14 protein-coding genes are annotated in these 16,539 nt (G+C 72.9%); 8 read left to right on the top strand and 6 right to left on the bottom strand.

Annotation, left to right across the window (positions count from 1 at the left end):
• Window positions 1-51: 51 nt before the first annotated feature.
• On the bottom strand, window positions 52-942 hold the full coding sequence (locus CG747_RS08850; protein WP_100601092.1) for a DUF4184 family protein: 891 nt from the start codon (window positions 940-942) through the stop codon (window positions 52-54).
• Window positions 943-1,122: 180 nt separating this feature from the next.
• Between CG747_RS08850 and CG747_RS08845 the strand changes: the two genes are divergently transcribed.
• From CG747_RS08845 to CG747_RS08840, 3 genes are all read left to right on the top strand, one after another.
• Window positions 1,123-2,991: a lytic transglycosylase gene (locus tag CG747_RS08845; protein ID WP_100601091.1), complete on the top strand. Its 1,869-nt coding sequence runs from the start codon at window positions 1,123-1,125 to the stop codon at window positions 2,989-2,991.
• 153 nt (window positions 2,992-3,144) lie between these two features.
• The gene (locus tag CG747_RS46880) at window positions 3,145-3,279 is read left to right on the top strand and encodes an SPW_0924 family protein (RefSeq protein ID WP_107490305.1); all 135 of its coding nucleotides are present in this window, start codon (window positions 3,145-3,147) and stop codon (window positions 3,277-3,279) included.
• Window positions 3,280-3,351: 72 nt separating this feature from the next.
• Window positions 3,352-4,347 (top strand): DUF3068 domain-containing protein, encoded by a 996-nt coding sequence (locus CG747_RS08840; protein WP_100601090.1) that lies wholly within the window; start codon window positions 3,352-3,354, stop codon window positions 4,345-4,347.
• A 144-nt stretch (window positions 4,348-4,491) separates the two neighbouring features.
• On the opposite strand, the gene hrpB is transcribed toward CG747_RS08840, so the two are convergent.
• Window positions 4,492-7,095: an ATP-dependent helicase HrpB gene (hrpB, locus tag CG747_RS08835; RefSeq protein WP_100601089.1), complete on the bottom strand. Its 2,604-nt coding sequence runs from the start codon at window positions 7,093-7,095 to the stop codon at window positions 4,492-4,494.
• Window positions 7,096-7,162: 67 nt separating this feature from the next.
• The gene (locus CG747_RS08830) at window positions 7,163-7,996 is read right to left on the bottom strand and encodes a class I SAM-dependent methyltransferase (protein WP_100601088.1); all 834 of its coding nucleotides are present in this window, start codon (window positions 7,994-7,996) and stop codon (window positions 7,163-7,165) included.
• A 373-nt stretch (window positions 7,997-8,369) separates the two neighbouring features.
• On the opposite strand from CG747_RS08830, the gene rpsA reads away from it, so the two are divergent.
• The gene (gene rpsA, locus CG747_RS08825; RefSeq protein WP_016575406.1) at window positions 8,370-9,881 is read left to right on the top strand and encodes a 30S ribosomal protein S1; all 1,512 of its coding nucleotides are present in this window, start codon (window positions 8,370-8,372) and stop codon (window positions 9,879-9,881) included.
• Window positions 9,882-10,038: 157 nt separating this feature from the next.
• Here rpsA and CG747_RS08820 read toward each other — a convergent pair whose 3' ends face one another.
• Window positions 10,039-11,028, bottom strand: coding sequence for a right-handed parallel beta-helix repeat-containing protein (locus CG747_RS08820; RefSeq protein ID WP_100601087.1), 990 nt, complete (start codon window positions 11,026-11,028; stop codon window positions 10,039-10,041).
• A gap of 371 nt (window positions 11,029-11,399) precedes the next feature.
• Here CG747_RS08820 and CG747_RS08815 point away from each other — a divergent pair, with 371 nt between their 5' ends.
• From CG747_RS08815 to CG747_RS08800, 4 genes are all read left to right on the top strand, one after another.
• Window positions 11,400-12,353, top strand: coding sequence for a PAC2 family protein (locus tag CG747_RS08815; protein ID WP_100601086.1), 954 nt, complete (start codon window positions 11,400-11,402; stop codon window positions 12,351-12,353).
• Between the two features lie 266 nt (window positions 12,354-12,619).
• The gene (gene coaE, locus CG747_RS08810) at window positions 12,620-13,210 is read left to right on the top strand and encodes a dephospho-CoA kinase (protein WP_100601085.1); all 591 of its coding nucleotides are present in this window, start codon (window positions 12,620-12,622) and stop codon (window positions 13,208-13,210) included.
• A 23-nt stretch (window positions 13,211-13,233) separates the two neighbouring features.
• Window positions 13,234-13,680, top strand: coding sequence for a cupin domain-containing protein (locus CG747_RS08805; RefSeq protein WP_257980292.1), 447 nt, complete (start codon window positions 13,234-13,236; stop codon window positions 13,678-13,680).
• 209 nt (window positions 13,681-13,889) lie between these two features.
• Window positions 13,890-14,300 carry a tetratricopeptide repeat protein gene (locus tag CG747_RS08800; RefSeq protein WP_100601084.1) on the top strand — a complete coding sequence of 137 codons (411 nt, stop codon included), beginning with the start codon at window positions 13,890-13,892 and terminating at the stop codon, window positions 14,298-14,300.
• A gap of 45 nt (window positions 14,301-14,345) precedes the next feature.
• On the opposite strand, the gene CG747_RS08795 is transcribed toward CG747_RS08800, so the two are convergent.
• Window positions 14,346-14,651, bottom strand: coding sequence for a DUF6343 family protein (locus tag CG747_RS08795; RefSeq protein ID WP_100601083.1), 306 nt, complete (start codon window positions 14,649-14,651; stop codon window positions 14,346-14,348).
• Window positions 14,652-14,798: 147 nt separating this feature from the next.
• Entirely contained in the window at window positions 14,799-16,349 is a 1,551-nt protein-coding gene (locus CG747_RS08790; RefSeq protein WP_100601082.1) for an AAA family ATPase, read from the bottom strand.
• Window positions 16,350-16,539: the final 190 nt, after the last annotated feature.

Here is a 16,539-nt window from a genome sequence, read left to right as displayed (position 1 = left end):
CCGGGGTGCGTACGGTGCTCGCGCCGTACGCACCCCGGCCCGCCCGCCCCGTCAGGTGGCTTCGGCCCCGGCGCCCGCCGGCCGCCCCGGCACGGCCCCGTCCGCCGCGGCCCCGCTCCGGTGCGCCCGCCGGTCCAGCAGCCGGAAGGCCGCCGCGCAGACCAGTAGCCCCGGTACGAGCCCGGCACCCGCCCCGAAGAGCAGGTCCGGCAGGTAGTCGAACCACCCCACCGTCGCCCCGTGGACGGCGTACGCCCGCAGCGTGCGGTACCCGGCGCCGAGCAGCATCCCCAGGACGATCGGGGCGGCGAGCAACAGCCGTAGCCGCACCGGCAGTTCGGGCGCCGCCCGCCCGACGCCGCAGGCCCCCGCCGCGGGCGGCTCCCGCAGCGCCGCCCACAGGAACCACCCGATCCCCGCCAGGGCCAGCGCCGAGGTCCCGTACTGCACGTACATGGCCAGCGGCCGGTCGCCCACCACCGTGTTGAGCACGGGAAGCAGCCGGGTGCCCCAGCGGCCGGGATGGGTGAAGGCGTCCCAGACCACATGGGACGCCGAGCCGAGCACCGCCGACACCGCGAACCAGCCCGCCCACGCGGCCCGTTCGCCGAGTGTCCGGGGCCGCCTCGGCCGGCCCCCGAGGAACGCCCCCAGCCGCTCCCGCCCGGCCCGCGGCAGCAGCGCCGGCAGCGGTGCGCGCACCAGCCGCCACCCGCCGACCAGCACCGCGGTGAGCAGCACGTCCACCGTCACCACGCCGACCGGGGAGTGGGTGACCGTGCCGAACGCCATGCCCCCGGGAACCACGGTGCCCGCGTAGTACGTCACATCCGGTGCGAACGATCCGGCGACCAGCGCCGAGGCGACCAAGGGGCCACGCGCCGCGCCGGTTCGACGGATGAGCGGCAGGACGGCGGCGGCATGGCTCAGGGTGAACGGCATCTGCCCCTCCTTGATCGATTCGGATCATTATGTGGCCGATGCGAGTGGTGGCTGCGCGGCCCGAGTTGTCGTAGTGTCGCCGGAGTTGAGGCGCTGGGGGAGCGCCGTACGGCGTCACGCACGACACGCAGGACCTGAGACAGGTGTGCGCGGTCGGTCGACACGGAGGGGACACCAGGTATGGCAGCCACATTCCGGCGGCGGCTCCAAAGGGGAGCGGCCTCGACGGCCGTGGCAGCGGCGGCGCTGGCCGCGCTGACCGCTTCCCAGGCGCCCGGTGCCGTCGAACGCGCGGTCGCTCGCGCCGACCGCGGCCCCGTACCGCCCGCCGGCACCCCCATCGACGGCGGCTCGCCGTATTACACCGACCTGCCACCCCTCAAGAGCCCCGTCCCACCGAAGGGTTCCGGCCACTCCGGCAGCACTGTACGTCCGGCGCACGGCCCGTCCCAGGCGGGTATTCCGGCCACCGTCCTGGCCGCCTACAAGAAGGCCGAGGCCCAACTCCGCGCGTCCACCCCCGGCTGCCGGCTGCCCTGGCAACTGCTCGCCGGGATCGGCGAGGTGGAGTCCGGCCATGCCCGGGGCGGCGCGGTCGACGCCGAGGGCACCACCCTGCAACCGATCCTCGGCCCCCAGCTCAACGGCCAGGGCTTCGCCCTGATACCCGACACCGACCACGGTCGCTACGACGGCGACACCACGCACGACCGCGCCGTCGGCCCGATGCAGTTCATCCCCTCCACCTGGTCCCAAGGGGGCCCGCACGGCGAGGGCTGGGGCGCCGACGGCAACGGGGACGGCATCAAGGACCCCAACAACGTCTTCGACGCCACCCTCGCCGCCGGCCGCTACCTCTGCGCCAACGGCCGCGACCTGTCCGTCCAGGCCGACCTGGACCGGGCCGTCCTCGGCTACAACGACTCCGGCGAGTACCTGCGCACGGTGCTGTCCTGGTACGCCTTCTACCGGAACGGCACGTTCGAGGTGCCGGACGGCAAGGGCGTACTCCCCGTACAGCGCGGCGGCGGCACCGCCGACACCCGTGACGGCGCCGGGAAGGCGGGCCGCGCCCGCGGCGGTGCGAAGGGCACGCCCCCGGCGCCCGGTGGCGCGGCCGGCCGGGAGAAGCCCGACGAGCCGGCTGTCCCGGGCGGCTCCACCGGGCCCGCCCCCGGCGGCGGCACCCACACCCCCACGCCGCCCGCGAAGCCCACCCCGGATCCGAAGCCCACCCCGGACCCGAAGCCGACCCCGGACCCGAAGCCCACCCCGACCCCCACGCCCACTCCGAAGCCGCCCACGAAGCCCGCCCCGCCGACCGCCCTCGAACCGGTCGGCGACAAGGACGGCAAGGACCTCACCGCCACCGCGGGCACCGACTTCGCCACCGCGCCCCGGGTCCGCGCCAAGGACGCCGACGGCAAGCCGGTGGCCGGCGCCGACGTCCGCTTCACCCTCACCGGCACCACCGGCACCCGCTTCCCCGGTGACGCCACCGCGGTCACGGTCACCACCGACAAGGACGGCTTGGCCACCGCCCCGACGCTGCACGCCGGCGACACGGCCGGCCCGTTCACCGTCCGGGCCACCGCCGTCGGGCGCACCGTGCCCCCCGTCGACTTCACCGGCACCGTCACCGCCAAGCCCGCACCGAAGGCCGACGCGCTCGCCCGGACGTCCGACAAGGAGCCGACCGCGAAGACCGGCGGCGCGTACGCCGCCGACGCCGTCCAGGTCAAGGCGACCTACCAGGGCAAGGCCGCGGCCGGAGTCGCGGTCACCGCCACCCTGGTCACCGACGACCCGAAGAAGCCCGTCGAGAACGACCGGGGCCCCTACTTCAAGGACCCCAAGGCCACCGGTGCCGACAAGGACAAGCCGATCCGCACCCTCACCGGCCTCACCACCGGCGCCGACGGCCTGCTCACCCTCCCGACGATCTACACCGACGCCCACCCGGGCACCTTCCGGCTCCGGCTGACCACCGCCGACGGCGCCGTGCTGACCGTCACCCTCACCGTCACGGCACCGGCCGCCTCCTCCTGACCGCCCGGCCCCCGGCCGCATCTCCGCCGCCACCGCCGTCCCGCCCGTTCACCCGGGCGGGGCGGCGGTGAAACGTGTTCTCATCTCGGCCGCCCGTTGCTACCGTGCCCCCGCCCTGACGCTGCATCAGTTCAGTTCTCCGGGAGGACGGCCATGCGCGCCCTGATAGCAGCCGCGATCGGCCTGGCCGCGGCGCTCGCCCTCATCTTCACCGTCACCGCGATCGGCGCCCCCGAGGGGCGTACCTCCCCCAAGCCACTGCTGACCACCGTCCCCGCACACCCCTGAGGGAGGGCCGCCACCGCCATGCGCCGAAACCCGCCCGGTACCGGGGCGCACCCGTCGAAGCAGCGGAGAGGGATGCGCCGCACCGCGAGCCTCGTCCTGCTCGGGCTCGCCGCCTTCTTCACCGCCCTGTCCCCGCTGATGCGGTGGTACGCCTTCCCCCGCCTCGCCAAGATCCCGCCCAGCCAGTACCAGGACATGGTCCTGGAGGCCCGGCCCGCCACCCTCCTCGACTACGGCACCATGAAGGCCCGGCAGGTCCCCAAGGTCACCATCGTGCAGACCCTCAAGGGCGACGTCGCCGAGGCCGACCGGATCAGGCGAACCGCGGGCCGCGACGTGGTGGTCTGGGACACCCTCTCCTTCGTGGCCGGCCCCGACGGCAAGATGGTCTCCGAGGTCCCCGAGCGCTACGTCTTCGACGCGCACTCCCAGGACCCCGTCCACGCCGCCGGCGAGATGGTCGACGGCGACCCCGTACGCCGGTCCGGCATCGAGTACAAGTGGCCGTTCCTCACCGAGAAGCGCGACTACACCTACTTCGACGCGCAGACCCGCACCTCCGCCCCCATCCACTACAAGGGGACCCGCACCTTCCACGGCCTGGAGGTCTACTACTTCGAGCAGACCATCCCCTGGACCAGGGTCCCGCTCCCCAAGAAGATGCCGGTCAAGGGCATCACCCCGGAGGCCGTCGAGAAGATGGGCACCACCCGCTGGTACTCCACCACGCGGATGTTCTGGGTCGACCCGGTCACCGGCGCCCCGGTCAACGGCGAGGAGCTCCACAAGGAGGAGCTGCGCGGCGGCCAACTGCTGCCCGGCGGCGGCAAGGTCACCGCCTTCGCCGGCGACGTGAAGATGCGCCCCGACTACGTCGACGCCACCGTGTCCCTGGTCAAGTCCCAGCGCACCCTCGTGCTGCTGCTCACCCGCTACCTCCCCTGGGGCTTCCTGGCCCTCGGCGCCGTGCTCCTCGCCGTCAGCCTGCATCTCGAAGCCCGCGGCCGGCGGCCCCGCCGCGACGCTGCGCCACCGGCGGCCGAGGGCGTTGTCAGTGGCGGTCCGTAACGTGGAGACATGACACCGACGAACCGACCGCCCACCCTCCGAACGACCCGCCACGAAAGGGAGTTGACGTGCCCGGCCGCCCCCGGAGAGCGCGGCGCGCGGGGCCGTCCGCCCGGCGGCGGGACCGCCCCGCCCGGCGGGCTCTCACCCCCGCCGCAGCCGAGCCGCGGTGTGCCGGGTCGGTTCGGCCGTCGAAGGGTCCTCCGGCCAGGGATGCTTCGGGTAGCGGCCGCGCAACTCCGCCCGGACGGCCCGGTAGCCCTCCCGCCAGAAGGAGGCCAGGTCCGCCGTGACCGCCGCCGGCCGCCCCGCCGGGGAGAGCAGGTGCACCACCACGGGCACCCGCCCGCCCGCCAGCCGCGGCGACTCCCGCAGTCCGAACAACTCCTGCAGCTTGACGGCGAGTACGGGCTGCTCACCGTCGTAGTCCACACGCACCCGGGACCCGCTCGGCACCTCGATCCGCTCCGGCGCCAGCTCCTCGAAACGCACCGCCTCACCAGTCGCCCACGGCAGCAGCCGGGTCAGCGCCTGCCCCGCGTCCACCCGCGCCAGATCGGCCCGCCGCCGCGCCCGCCCCAGCTCGGGCCCCAGCCACTCCTCGACGCGCTCCAGCAGCGCCGCGTCCGACACCTCCGGCCACGGCGCGCCCACCTCCCGGTACAGGAAGGCCATCCGCTGCCGCACCGCGGTCGCCCCGGCCGTCCACCGCAGCAGCCCGAGCCCCTCCCGCCGCAGACCGTCGACGACCGCGTCCCGCAGCAGTGCGGGATCCGGTGCGGTCAGCGGCCGGGCCGCCAGTTCGATCGCGCCCAGCCGGGTCACCCGCCGGGCCACCACCTCCCCATCGGCCCAGTGCACCTCCTCCCCGGAGGAGTACAGCGCCCCGGCCGCGGCGCGGGCGGTCTCCTCGTCGATCACCGCCGCGAGCCGGATCCGCGCCGACGCCGCCGTGACCGGCCGGTCCGCCACCGCGACCGCCAGCCACGCCGCGTCCCGCAGCCGCGACCCGTCCCCGGCCCTGCCGCCGGCCTCCGCCCCGGCCAGTTCGGCCCCGGTCCCGGACGCCATCAGGTAGCCGCCCGCCCCGCGCGCCCGGGCCACCCGCTCCGGGAAGGCCAGCGCCGCGATCAGCCCGGCCACCGCGTCCTCGGACGCGGGCCCTCCGGTCGCCGGCCCCGGCCGCTCGCCGTCCTCCCGCGCGGGTTCCCCGGCCGCCGACGCCAGCCGCCGCGCCTCCTGCCGCCACCGCGCGGCGTAGGCATCGCCGCCCCGCCGCGCGGTGCGCCAGGCGGCCGCCAGATCGTCCCCGTAGGACCGCGGCGGCTCCTCGCTGAGCAGCGCCACCACCTCCGCGGCGCGCCGCACCCCGACCTCCGCCGCGCCGTCCACCAGTGCGCGGGCCAGCCGCGGGTGCAGCCCGAGCCGCGCCATCCGCACGCCCCGCCCGGTGGCCCGGCCCGCCGCGTCCACCGCGCCGATCGCCGCCAGCACCTCCTGGGCCGCGGCCAGCGCCCCGGCCGGCGGTGCGTCGAGCAGCGCCAGCCCGCTCGCGGCCGGATCGCCCCAACAGGCCGCCTGGAGGGCGAACGCGGTCAGATCGGCGACCCTGATCTCCGGATCCGGGAAGCGCGGCAGCCGCCCGTCCTCCCCTTCGGCCCAGCAGCGGTAGACCACGCCGGGCCCCTGCCGCCCGGCCCGCCCGGCCCGCTGCCGCCCCGCCGCCCGCGAGGCCCGCACGGTCGCCAGTGCGCTGAGCCCGCGCGCATGGTCCCTCCGCGGCACCCGCGCCAGCCCGCTGTCCACCACGGTCCGCACCCCCGGCACGGTCAGACTGGACTCCGCCACGGAGGTCGCCAGGACGACCCGGCGGGTTCCGTCCCCGCCGGCCAGCACGGCGTCCTGCACCTCGGCCGGCGCCCGCCCGTGCACCTGCAGCACCTCGGCGTCCACCCCGCCCAGCTGCCCCGCGACCCGCGCGATCTCCCCGACCCCGGGCAGGAAGCACAGCACGTCACCGGCCTGCTCGCGCAGCGCCCGCCGCACCACGGCGGCGACGTGCGCCAGCAGCGCGGGATCCACCCGCATCCCGTGCGCCGGCGCGACCGGCCGCGCCGGCGGCGCCCACACGACCTCCACCGGGTACGACACCCCCGCCGCCGCCACCACGGGAGCCGGCTCCCCGTCGCCGCCCAGCAGGCGCGCCCACCCCTCCGCGTCCGTCGTCGCGGAGGCGGCGAGCACCTGCAGCTCCGGCCGCAGCGCCGCCCTCACGTCCAGCAGGAAGGCCGCGCAGGTATCGGCGTCCAGATGCCGCTCATGGCACTCGTCCAGCACCACGACGTCCACCCCGGCCAGCTCCGGATCGCGCTGCAGTCGTTGCAGCAGCACCCCGGTGGTCACCACTTCCACCGCCGTGCGGGGCCCGGCCCGCCGCTCCCCGCGCACCGTGAAGCCGACACTGTCGCCCACCCGCTCGCCGAGCAGCCACGCCATTCGCCGGGCCGCCGCACGAGCCGCGATCCGGCGCGGCTCGGCGACCAGCACCCGCCGCCGCGGCCCCGCGCCGGTCAGCCCGGCGAGCTCCAGCGGCACGAGGGTCGTCTTGCCGGTGCCCGGCGGCGCGCACAGCACCGCGGCACCGACCGTGTCGAGGGCACTGCGCAGCGCGGGCAGCGCGCTGCGGACGGGCAGCTGGGCGAGGGCGGCAGCGGGCGTACCCGCGGCCGGCGAAGGGGTGAGGCTCACCGCTCCAGTCTGCCGCCCGGTCCGCCCGCGCCGGCCGCCCGCCCCGGCACGGTCCGCCCAGGGGTCGTTACGCCCCGTCCGCCGTGCACACGAAGATCGCCGTCCCCGGAATCAGATGCCCGCGCAGCGGCGACCAGCCGCCCCACTCCTGGGTGTTCCAGTCCGGCCACTCCGGTTCGACGAGGTCGACCAGCCGGAAGCCGGCGGCCACCACGTCCCGCACCCGGTCGCCCAGCGTCCGGTGGTGCTCCACGTACACCGCCCGCCCGTTCTCGTCCTGCTCCACGTACGGCGTGCGGTCGAAGTACGAGGCCCCCACCGACAGGCCCTCCGGCCCGGGCTCGTCGGGGAACGCCCAGCGGATCGGGTGGGTCACCGAGAAGACGAACCGCCCGCCCGGCCGCAGCACCCGCCGGACCTCGCGCAGCACCCGCACCGGATCGGCGACGAACGGCAGCGCCCCGTAGGCGGAGCAGGCCAGGTCGAAGCTGCCGTCGCGGAACGGCAGCGCGCCCGCGTCCGCCTCCACCAGGTCCACCGGGCCGTCACCGTCGTCGCCGGCGATCCGCAGCGCGTGCTGGAGCTGCCGATGGGAGAGGTCCAGCGCCACCGGAAGCGCTCCCTGGGCCGCCAGCCAGCGGGAGCACTGCGCCGCCCCGGCCCCGATCTCCAGGATCCGCCGCCCCTTCAGCTCCGCGGTCGGCCCCAGCAGCGCGGCATCCGCTTCGTCGAGCCCCTCCGGGCCCCAGACGAACCGGTCGTCCCCGAGGAAGGCGCCGTGCTCCCTCTGGTACTCGTCCGCATTGCGGTCCCACCAGCCGCGACTGGCCCGACTGCTCTCGGTGTCCGAGGCATCACGGCGAGTCGCCTCCGGTTCGCTGTCCTTCGCGTATTGGCTCATCGCGCCCGTCGTCGTAGTCTTCGCTCTGCTTGTTGCAGCGGGGGACTGTGAGGCCGCACGGCCTCGCGGAACATCGCGTGTGCCGGTTATGGGGCCTTCTGTCCCAGGTGTGCGCCTTTCGCGCATTGACCCTGCCCGGCTGCCCCCGTATGCTACAAGTTGCGCTGCGGGCCTGCGCGCCTCGGACGGAGCAGGCCGCGCTCGCATCTGTATGAATGTCCCCTCGGTTTTGAGGCGTTTCGGATTGATCCGGCTTTTGCCGGGCGTCCGGAGGATGCGCCTTAGACGCTGTCCGGTCTGATGCAGAGGCGATACGGGCTCTCGGCGTAGCAGTACCTACGACTTCAATGTCCGTACCGGAGCCCTTTCCCACATGACGAGCAGCACCGAGACCACCGCCACCACCCCGCAGGTTGCGGTCAACGACATCGGTAACGAGGAAGCTTTCCTCGCCGCGATCGACGAGACGATCAAGTACTTCAACGACGGCGACATCGTCGACGGCGTCATCGTGAAGGTCGACCGGGACGAGGTCCTGCTCGACATCGGTTACAAGACCGAAGGCGTCATCCCGAGCCGTGAGCTCTCGATCAAGCACGACGTCGACCCCAACGAGGTCGTCGCCGTCGGTGACGAGATCGAGGCCCTTGTCCTTCAGAAGGAGGACAAGGAAGGCCGCCTGATCCTCTCGAAGAAGCGCGCCCAGTACGAGCGTGCCTGGGGCACCATCGAGAAGATCAAGGAAGAGGACGGGATCGTCACCGGTACCGTCATCGAGGTCGTCAAGGGTGGTCTCATCCTCGACATCGGCCTCCGCGGCTTCCTCCCGGCCTCCCTGGTCGAGATGCGCCGTGTCCGCGACCTTCAGCCCTACGTGGGCAAGGAGCTCGAGGCCAAGATCATCGAGCTGGACAAGAACCGCAACAACGTGGTCCTGTCCCGCCGTGCCTGGCTGGAGCAGACCCAGAGCGAGGTCCGTCAGACCTTCCTCACCACCCTGCAGAAGGGTCAGGTGCGCTCCGGCGTCGTCTCCTCCATCGTCAACTTCGGTGCCTTCGTGGACCTGGGTGGCGTCGACGGTCTCGTCCACGTCTCCGAGCTGTCCTGGAAGCACATCGACCACCCGTCCGAGGTTGTCGAGGTCGGCCAGGAGGTCACGGTCGAGGTCCTGGACGTCGACATGGACCGCGAGCGCGTCTCCCTGTCGCTCAAGGCGACCCAGGAAGACCCGTGGCAGCAGTTCGCCCGCACCCACCAGATCGGCCAGGTCGTGCCCGGCAAGGTCACGAAGCTGGTGCCGTTCGGTGCGTTCGTCCGCGTGGACGAGGGCATCGAGGGTCTGGTCCACATCTCCGAGCTGGCCGAGCGCCACGTGGAGATCCCGGAGCAGGTCGTCCAGGTCAACGACGAGATCTTCGTCAAGGTCATCGACATCGACCTCGAGCGTCGTCGCATCAGCCTCTCGCTGAAGCAGGCCAACGAGTCCTTCGGTGCCGACCCGTCGGCGGTCGAGTTCGACCCGACCCTGTACGGCATGGCCGCGTCCTACGACGACCAGGGCAACTACATCTACCCCGAGGGCTTCGACCCCGAGACCAACGACTGGCTCGAGGGCTACGAGACGCAGCGCGAGGCCTGGGAGAACCAGTACGCCGAGGCTCAGCAGCGCTTCGAGCAGCACCAGGCCCAGGTCATCAAGTCCCGCGAGGCCGACGAGCAGGCTGCGGCCGAGGGTGCGGCGGCTCCGGCGGCCGGTGGCCAGGGCGGCGGCGGCAACGTCTCCGGTGGCTCGTACTCCTCGGAGTCGGCGGACAACTCCGGCGCCCTGGCGTCGGACGAGGCCCTCGCCGCGCTCCGCGAGAAGCTGGCCGGCGGCCAGAGCTGAACGGTTCCCACCGTCAGCGCTAGCCGGTTGCGGTAGCTGAAGACGTGAGGCCCGCTCCCTTAGGGGGGCGGGCCTTCGTCGTGTCGTGGGGCGGTGGCCGGCGGATCGGTCCGGGCGTGAGCGGGGGCGGGTGCTGGATCGTTCGCCGGGGTGTGGCTCAGCCGACCGGGACTCCCGGGTTGGCGGTGCCGCGGCCGCCGGTGACCGTGTTGTCGGCCGCGATGCCGACCGGGCAGTCGTCTGCCTGGTAGTTGGTGATGTTGAAGCCGTAACGGCCCGCGCCGGTCGCCCCGCTCAGGTCGGACCGGTTGCCGCGGAAGACCGTGCCGCAGCCCCAGCCGGGCTGCTGGGTGTGGGTCTCGTAGCCGTTGTTCGTGGTGTGGACGCCGGTGTTCTTCTCGACGAGGACCTTGTTGCCCTTGATGTCGACCCATGAGTCGTCGAAGTGGGCGCCGGTCAGTCCGCTGCCGTCGAAGGTGTTGCCGATGATCTTGGTGCCGGTCGTGCCCTCCTTGACGTCGACGTTCTCGCCGCCGACGCCCGGGCCGATCGTGTTGTTCAGGATCTGGACGTTGTCGCTCTTGTCGTCCGTGCCGCCCGCGCTGCCCACGTAGACGCCCTCGCCCATCCCCCGGCCGTCCTTGCCGGTGTCGCGGATGGTGGAGTTCCGGATGATCCCGTCCTTGCTGGACGTACGGAAGTGCACGCCCTCCATGGTCAGGTCGTGGACGGTGACCGTATCGATCACGACGCCGTTCGCGGCGTCCATCACGATGCCCTTCTGGCCGCCGGTGACGGTGAGGCCCCGCAGGGTCCAGTAGGACGCCCCGTCCAGGTGGAGGCCGTAGCCGCCGCCGGCGGTGAGCACGGCCTTGGGGGAACCGGTGAGGGTGATGCGGGAGGTGGCGCTGCCGGCCGTGGAGGCCGAGAAGTTGCCGCGGTAGGTGCCGTCGGCGAGCTGGATGGTGTCGCCGGGGCGGGCGGCGGCGAGGGCGGTCTTGAGCTGTGGCGCGGTCGAGACGTCGATCACGCGGGCGGGGGAGGCCGTCGCTGGGGCGGTGGCGGTGGCCGGGGTGGGCGCGCCATGCGTGGTGGTGGCGGCCAGGAGTGCGGCGGCGGCGAGGGCGGTGAGGGGTCCGGTGCGCATTCAACTGCCTTTCCGTATATGAACGTTGGGCGGGAATGTGAATCGCTGGGGCGGTGGTGAAGGTAGAGGTACGGACCAAGCGGCGTCAAGGGTTCGCGCGGGGGTGGGCTGAGGTGCGATGGACGGTCTGGTGGCGGGGTGCGGTAACTGGTCCGGGAGGCCTTGGGGTTCATTGACGTGAATGCTGGGGTTGCGGGAGGGGGAGGAGGGGCGGTGCGCTGCCGGGCCGGGTGGCCAGGGGCAGGCCAGGGTGGGGCCGGGGGTGGGACCGGGGGCGTCGGGCGGGAAAGCCGGGACGGGAAAGCGGGGGCGGGAATGCCCGGGACCGTGCGGGACGTTCTTGCTTGTGGACATGAGGAGGAGCGGTCACTGTGTTGGATCCCCAGGGGTTGTACGAATGGGAGCCGAGCGGGCTCGCGGCGGTCGAGGCGATCACTGCCAGGGATTCCGCCGGTCTGGTGCTGCTGTACCACTTCGACGGCTACATCGACGCCGGTGAGACCGGCGATCAGATCGTGGACAGGCTGTTGGACGGCCTGCCGCATCGGGTCGTGGCCCGCTTCGACCACGACCGGCTGGTCGACTATCGGGCGCGCCGCCCGCTGCTCACCTTCGAACGGCACCGCTGGACCGCGTACGAGACCCCGAGCATCGAACTGCATCTGGTCGAGGACGCCACCGGTGCGCCGTTCCTGCTGCTGTCCGGGCCCGAACCGGATGTCGAGTGGGAGCGGTTCGCGGCGGCGGTCCGGCAGATGGTGGAGCGGCTCGGCGTCCGGCTGTCGGTCAACTTCCACGGCATTCCGATGGGCGTTCCGCACACCCGGCCCGTGGGTCTCACGCCGCACGGCAACCGCACCGACCTGATGCCGGGGCACAGCAGCTTCTTCGACGAGGCCCAGGTGCCCGGCAGTGCCGAGTCCCTCATCGAATTCCGGCTGGCCGAGGCGGGCCACGACGTTCTGGGCGTGGCGGCGCACGTGCCGCACTACATCGCCCGGTCCGCGTACCCGGACGCCGCGCTCACCGCTCTGGAGGCGGTGACGGCCGCCACCGGCCTGGTGTTGCCGAGCGCCGCGCACGCGCTGCGCACGGAGGCGCTGCGGACGCAGGAGGAGATCGAGCGGCAGATCTCCGAGGGCGATGAGGAACTGGTCGCCCTGGTCAGCGGTCTTGAGCACCAGTACGACGCGGTGGCCGGGGCGGAGACCCGGGGCAATCTCGTCGCCGAGCCGGTGGAACTCCCGTCGGCGGACGAGATCGGACGCGAATTCGAACAATTCCTGGCGGAGCGCGAGGCCGAGGGCGGCGGGGGCGTGATCTGAGGCGGGACGATGGGCGGGGCTTGGAGGGGAAGGCCGGATGTCGGCTGCCAACTGCCGCCCCAGTAAGGCTGGTTGGCGGGCTGTACGGGGGCAGCCGGTCGCCTCTCGTCCCGTGCCGGTGGCCCACGCCCGGGCCGGTGGGGCTCGCCGTGGGACTCCGGGCTGAGGTGTTTGCGGGTGGGCCGTCTTCGGGCGGTGTGGCTCCGGTTGCGTACGGGGCGGCGCCCGGGCGTCGTTTCGCGGCAGGGGCCGTATAGCGTGGGGCCATGGTGAAGGTGGGGCTGACCGGCGGGATCGGCGCCGGCAAGAGTGAAGTGTCGCGACTGCTGGCGTCGTACGGTGCGGTGATCGTGGACGCGGACAAGATCGCACGCGAGGTCGTCGAGCCGGGGACCCCCGGACTCGCGGCGGTGGTCGAGGAATTCGGGGCGGACGTCCTCGCGCCGGACGGCACCCTGGACCGGCCGAAGCTGGGCGCGCTGGTCTTCTCCGACCAGGAGAAGCTCAAGGCGCTCAATGCGATCGTGCATCCGCTCGTCGGGGTGCGGTCGGCTGAACTCGAAGGGTCGGCCGGGCCGGACGCCGTGGTGGTCCACGACGTGCCGCTGCTGACGGAGAACGGCCTGGCGCCGCTCTACGACCTGGTGGTGGTCGTCGACGCGGCACCGCAGACCCAACTGGACCGGCTGGTGCGGCTGCGGGGCATGTCGCAGGACGAGGCGGCGCAGCGGATGGCGGCGCAGGCCAGCCGCGAGCAACGGCTGGCCGTGGCCGATCTGGTGATCGACAACGACGGTCCGCTGGAGGCGCTGGAGCCCCAGGTCCGCGAGGTGTGGGAGCGCCTGAGGGGTGCCTGAGGCCGGACGATAGCCTCACCGCCATGACAACTACCGAGCTTGATCCCCAGACCCCTGCCACCGGCCCCGGAACCACCGCCGGGGACTCCGGCCCGGCCGCCGACGCCGCCGGTGCTGCCCCCGCATCATTCGTGGTGAATGTCCCCGGACTCGCGGACGCCGATCTGGAGCCGGAGCCCCTCGACCCCGAACAGATCGTCTCCGGTGACCCGGTGGTGACCGGCAAGGTGCTGTGGGAGTCGCCGGACAGCCGCCAGATCCGGGGCATCTGGCAGATCACACCGGGTGTCGTGACGGACACCGAGGCGAACGAACTGTTCGTGGTCGTCAGCGGGCGCGCCACCATCGAGGTCGAGGGCGGCCAGGTCCTGGAGGTGGGGCCGGGCGACGCCTGCGTCCTGCGCGAGGGTGACCGGACGCGATGGACGGTGCACGAGACGCTGCGCAAGGCGTACCACATCAGCCTCTAGCGGTGGTGCATCGGCGTCAGCGTGAGGGGCTGACGTCGGTGCGGGACGCGCCACCGGTAGCCGGGGGCACCCGGCGGGACGAGCCCGCCGGACCGGGAATGCGGCAACAGACCCGTGTGTTGACGACGTGGTCGCTGTACCGCACAGATCGCGGTACGGAGCATGGTCCTTCCTGACCTGCCCGACGCCACCCGGAGAGGAGACGGCCCGTGCCTGAGCGCAGTCCCGAGACACACGTCATTGATTACCGTGCCGCGGAGCAACTGCTGTCCGCCCGCGATCCGCGCGGCGCGATCCAGCTGCTGGATTCGGTCATCGCCGCACACCCCGAGAACACCGCGGCGCGACTGCTGCGCGCCCGTGCCTTCTTTCTCTCCGCCCAACTCCGCCGCGCCGAGCTGCAGTTCCAGATCGTGCTGGAACGCGAACCGGACAATTCCTTCGCCCACTTCGCTCTCGGCCGCACCCTGGAACGCGCTAGCCGTCCCGACGAGGCGCTGCGTCACTTCCGCCTGGCCGCAGCCCTCGAACCGCGCCCGGACTTCCTCGAGGCCGCCGACTTCGCGCCGGACCGGGGCAACGGGGGCCGCGCGGTCGGTCCGGATGACGCCGCCGGGTAACCACCGCTGAGGAACCGGTCGTCCGCCGTCGGGTGGCGGCTGTGGCTACGGTCTGAAGCCGCGCCGCCGCCCGGCAGTCCCACGTATCTCGTTGCGACCCCGGTCGGGTTCGTAGGGCGGGATGTTCCTGCCGGGTTGGTAGTGCGGCCCTTGGTGGATGTGCCGGATCACCATGACCAGATCGGTGGCGGCCACGGCGGCCAGGGCGGCGCACGCGGCCGCCCACTGCGGCCGGCCGGCCATCACGAAGGCCACGGTGCCGGCGGTGGCCCACAGCAGCCCCCACAGCGCCAACCCGCACCGCATTCGAAGCGGGCTGCGTGCGTGCAGAGGTTCATCACCCGAGCGCATCGCTCTCCATCTCCCACCTCCAGCATCCTCCTGATCGAGACGTCCGTCATGTGCCGTTTGCTCCGTCCCGGCGGACGCTTTTCCCGTGGCGTTCCTCCTTTCCCGTGGGTGTTCCTCGTGGTGTGCCGTTCCGGACCGTGCGGTCTCTCACGTTGCCGGTTTCCGGGTGGTGGCGGGTGGGTTCCTGGGCCGTCGTGGCTCCGGGACGTTGGTTCCGGGGCGCGGATCGCCGGCCGGGTGGGTGTTGATCCATGACAGTCCGCCGATGTCGAGCCGCGACCGGGCGCGGGTCACCGCGACATAGGCCGGGCATGCCTCGTCGAGGTCCACCGGACCGGGCAGTGGGGTGCCGTCCTCGTCGTGCTCGTCGAGATCATCGGGACCGGTGAAGTCGTCCGCGATGCGTACGCTCGACCACTCGCGGCCTTTGGCGCGGTGCGCCGTGGACACCGTGACCTCGGCGGACTCCTCGGGGGAGAGCTGATCCAAGGCGCGTAGTACGGCGTCTGCGCCATGTTCGTCGAGGAGCTCCACCAGGGGCAGCAGATCGCGGCCGGCCGGGTCGAATTCCGCGTACCCGCGGAGCTCGGACCAGGACTCGAAGAGCACCAGCTCGGGGTGGGCGGTGCGCCGTCCCGACGCGAGGTCGTGGGCGGCGCGGGCCAGGGCGCTCAGGCTCTCCCCGCCCCCGGCGAGCGCGACCCGCCGGTCTGCCTCCAGCTGACGTATCACTTCGACCATGGCGCCCACGTCCGTCCGGCACGGGATCGCCTCGGGTGTGGGGAGGCGGCACAACTCGGTCTCCCGGTGGGGCGACCCCGTGAGGCGGATGGGGGCGCTGACGATCGTCAGCCAGCGGTTGGCCTCGGCCGCGAGGGCGGGGCCGAAGCGGAAGGACCGGGAGAGGCTGAGGTGGATGCCGTCGAAGCCGGTCATCACATCGCGGGCGCCGCGCCGGCCGTAGACGGCCTGCGCGGAGTCCCCGACCAGGACCAGCTGCGCGTGATCGCGCTGCGCGGTGAGGACCTGTTCGACGACCGGGTCGGTGTCCTGCTCCTCGTCGAGGAGGAGGAAGTCCGCTGGGATGACGGGGTCGCCCAGTGCCCACATCTTGAGGTAGTGGCCGTGCTCGAAGCGGACCACGCCGTGGTCGGGGTGGCGCAGATCGGCCCAGGCTTTGCGGGCGTACGGCAGGACGAGGCCGGAGAGTTGGGCGTGCAGCGGCTCGGATTCGGCTCCGCGCAGCGGCGGGACGTGGTGGTGGGCGATCTTCCTGTCGGCGGATTGGCGGAAGCGGGTGACGGTGCGCAGGACGGTGTGCGAGAGGGCCTTGTTGTCGACCTTGCGCGGGCCGATGTGTAAGCGCATGCCGTCATCGACCCCCAGGGCGGCACCGATGCGCCAGCCTGCCTGGCGGGGGGCGTTCAGCCGCGCTTGGTAGTGCCTGCCCACCGCGGCGTACGCGAGGGCGTGGGCGGTTCCGTAGGCCACCTCGGTGGGGAAGGTCCGGGCGGCGTGGCGTGCGACGGCGCGGTTGAACGCGACGTAGCGGCCGGTGCGGCGCTGCCGCCGTGCGGTGTGCGCCAGCATCGCCAGGGTCGTCGTCTTGCCGGTGCCGGCTCCGGCCTGGATCACGAGATGGGCGCCGGTCGGAAAGGCCTCGGCGGCGGCGGTCTGTTCGGGGGTCGGGATGCGCATGGGTGCTCCTCGATGGGGTCGGAACTGTCGCTCCGGTGGCGTGATGCACGGTGAGTGGTGCGTCGCAGCGAGCCACCGTGCCGCGATTCGATTACTGACTGTAATCGCTTTGGTGTGCGGGTGGGTGAGGTGCGCTCGGCCTGTGGATAACTTCGCCGGGGCATTTTCCGCGTTGTTCGCGAGGCGTTGT

Source organism: Streptomyces sp. CB02959 (assembly GCF_002803155.1).
In the GTDB taxonomy this organism is placed as follows: domain Bacteria; phylum Actinomycetota; class Actinomycetes; order Streptomycetales; family Streptomycetaceae; genus Streptomyces.
Note: the sequence above shows the minus strand (reverse complement) of the source record. Positions and strands in the feature narration are given on the sequence as shown.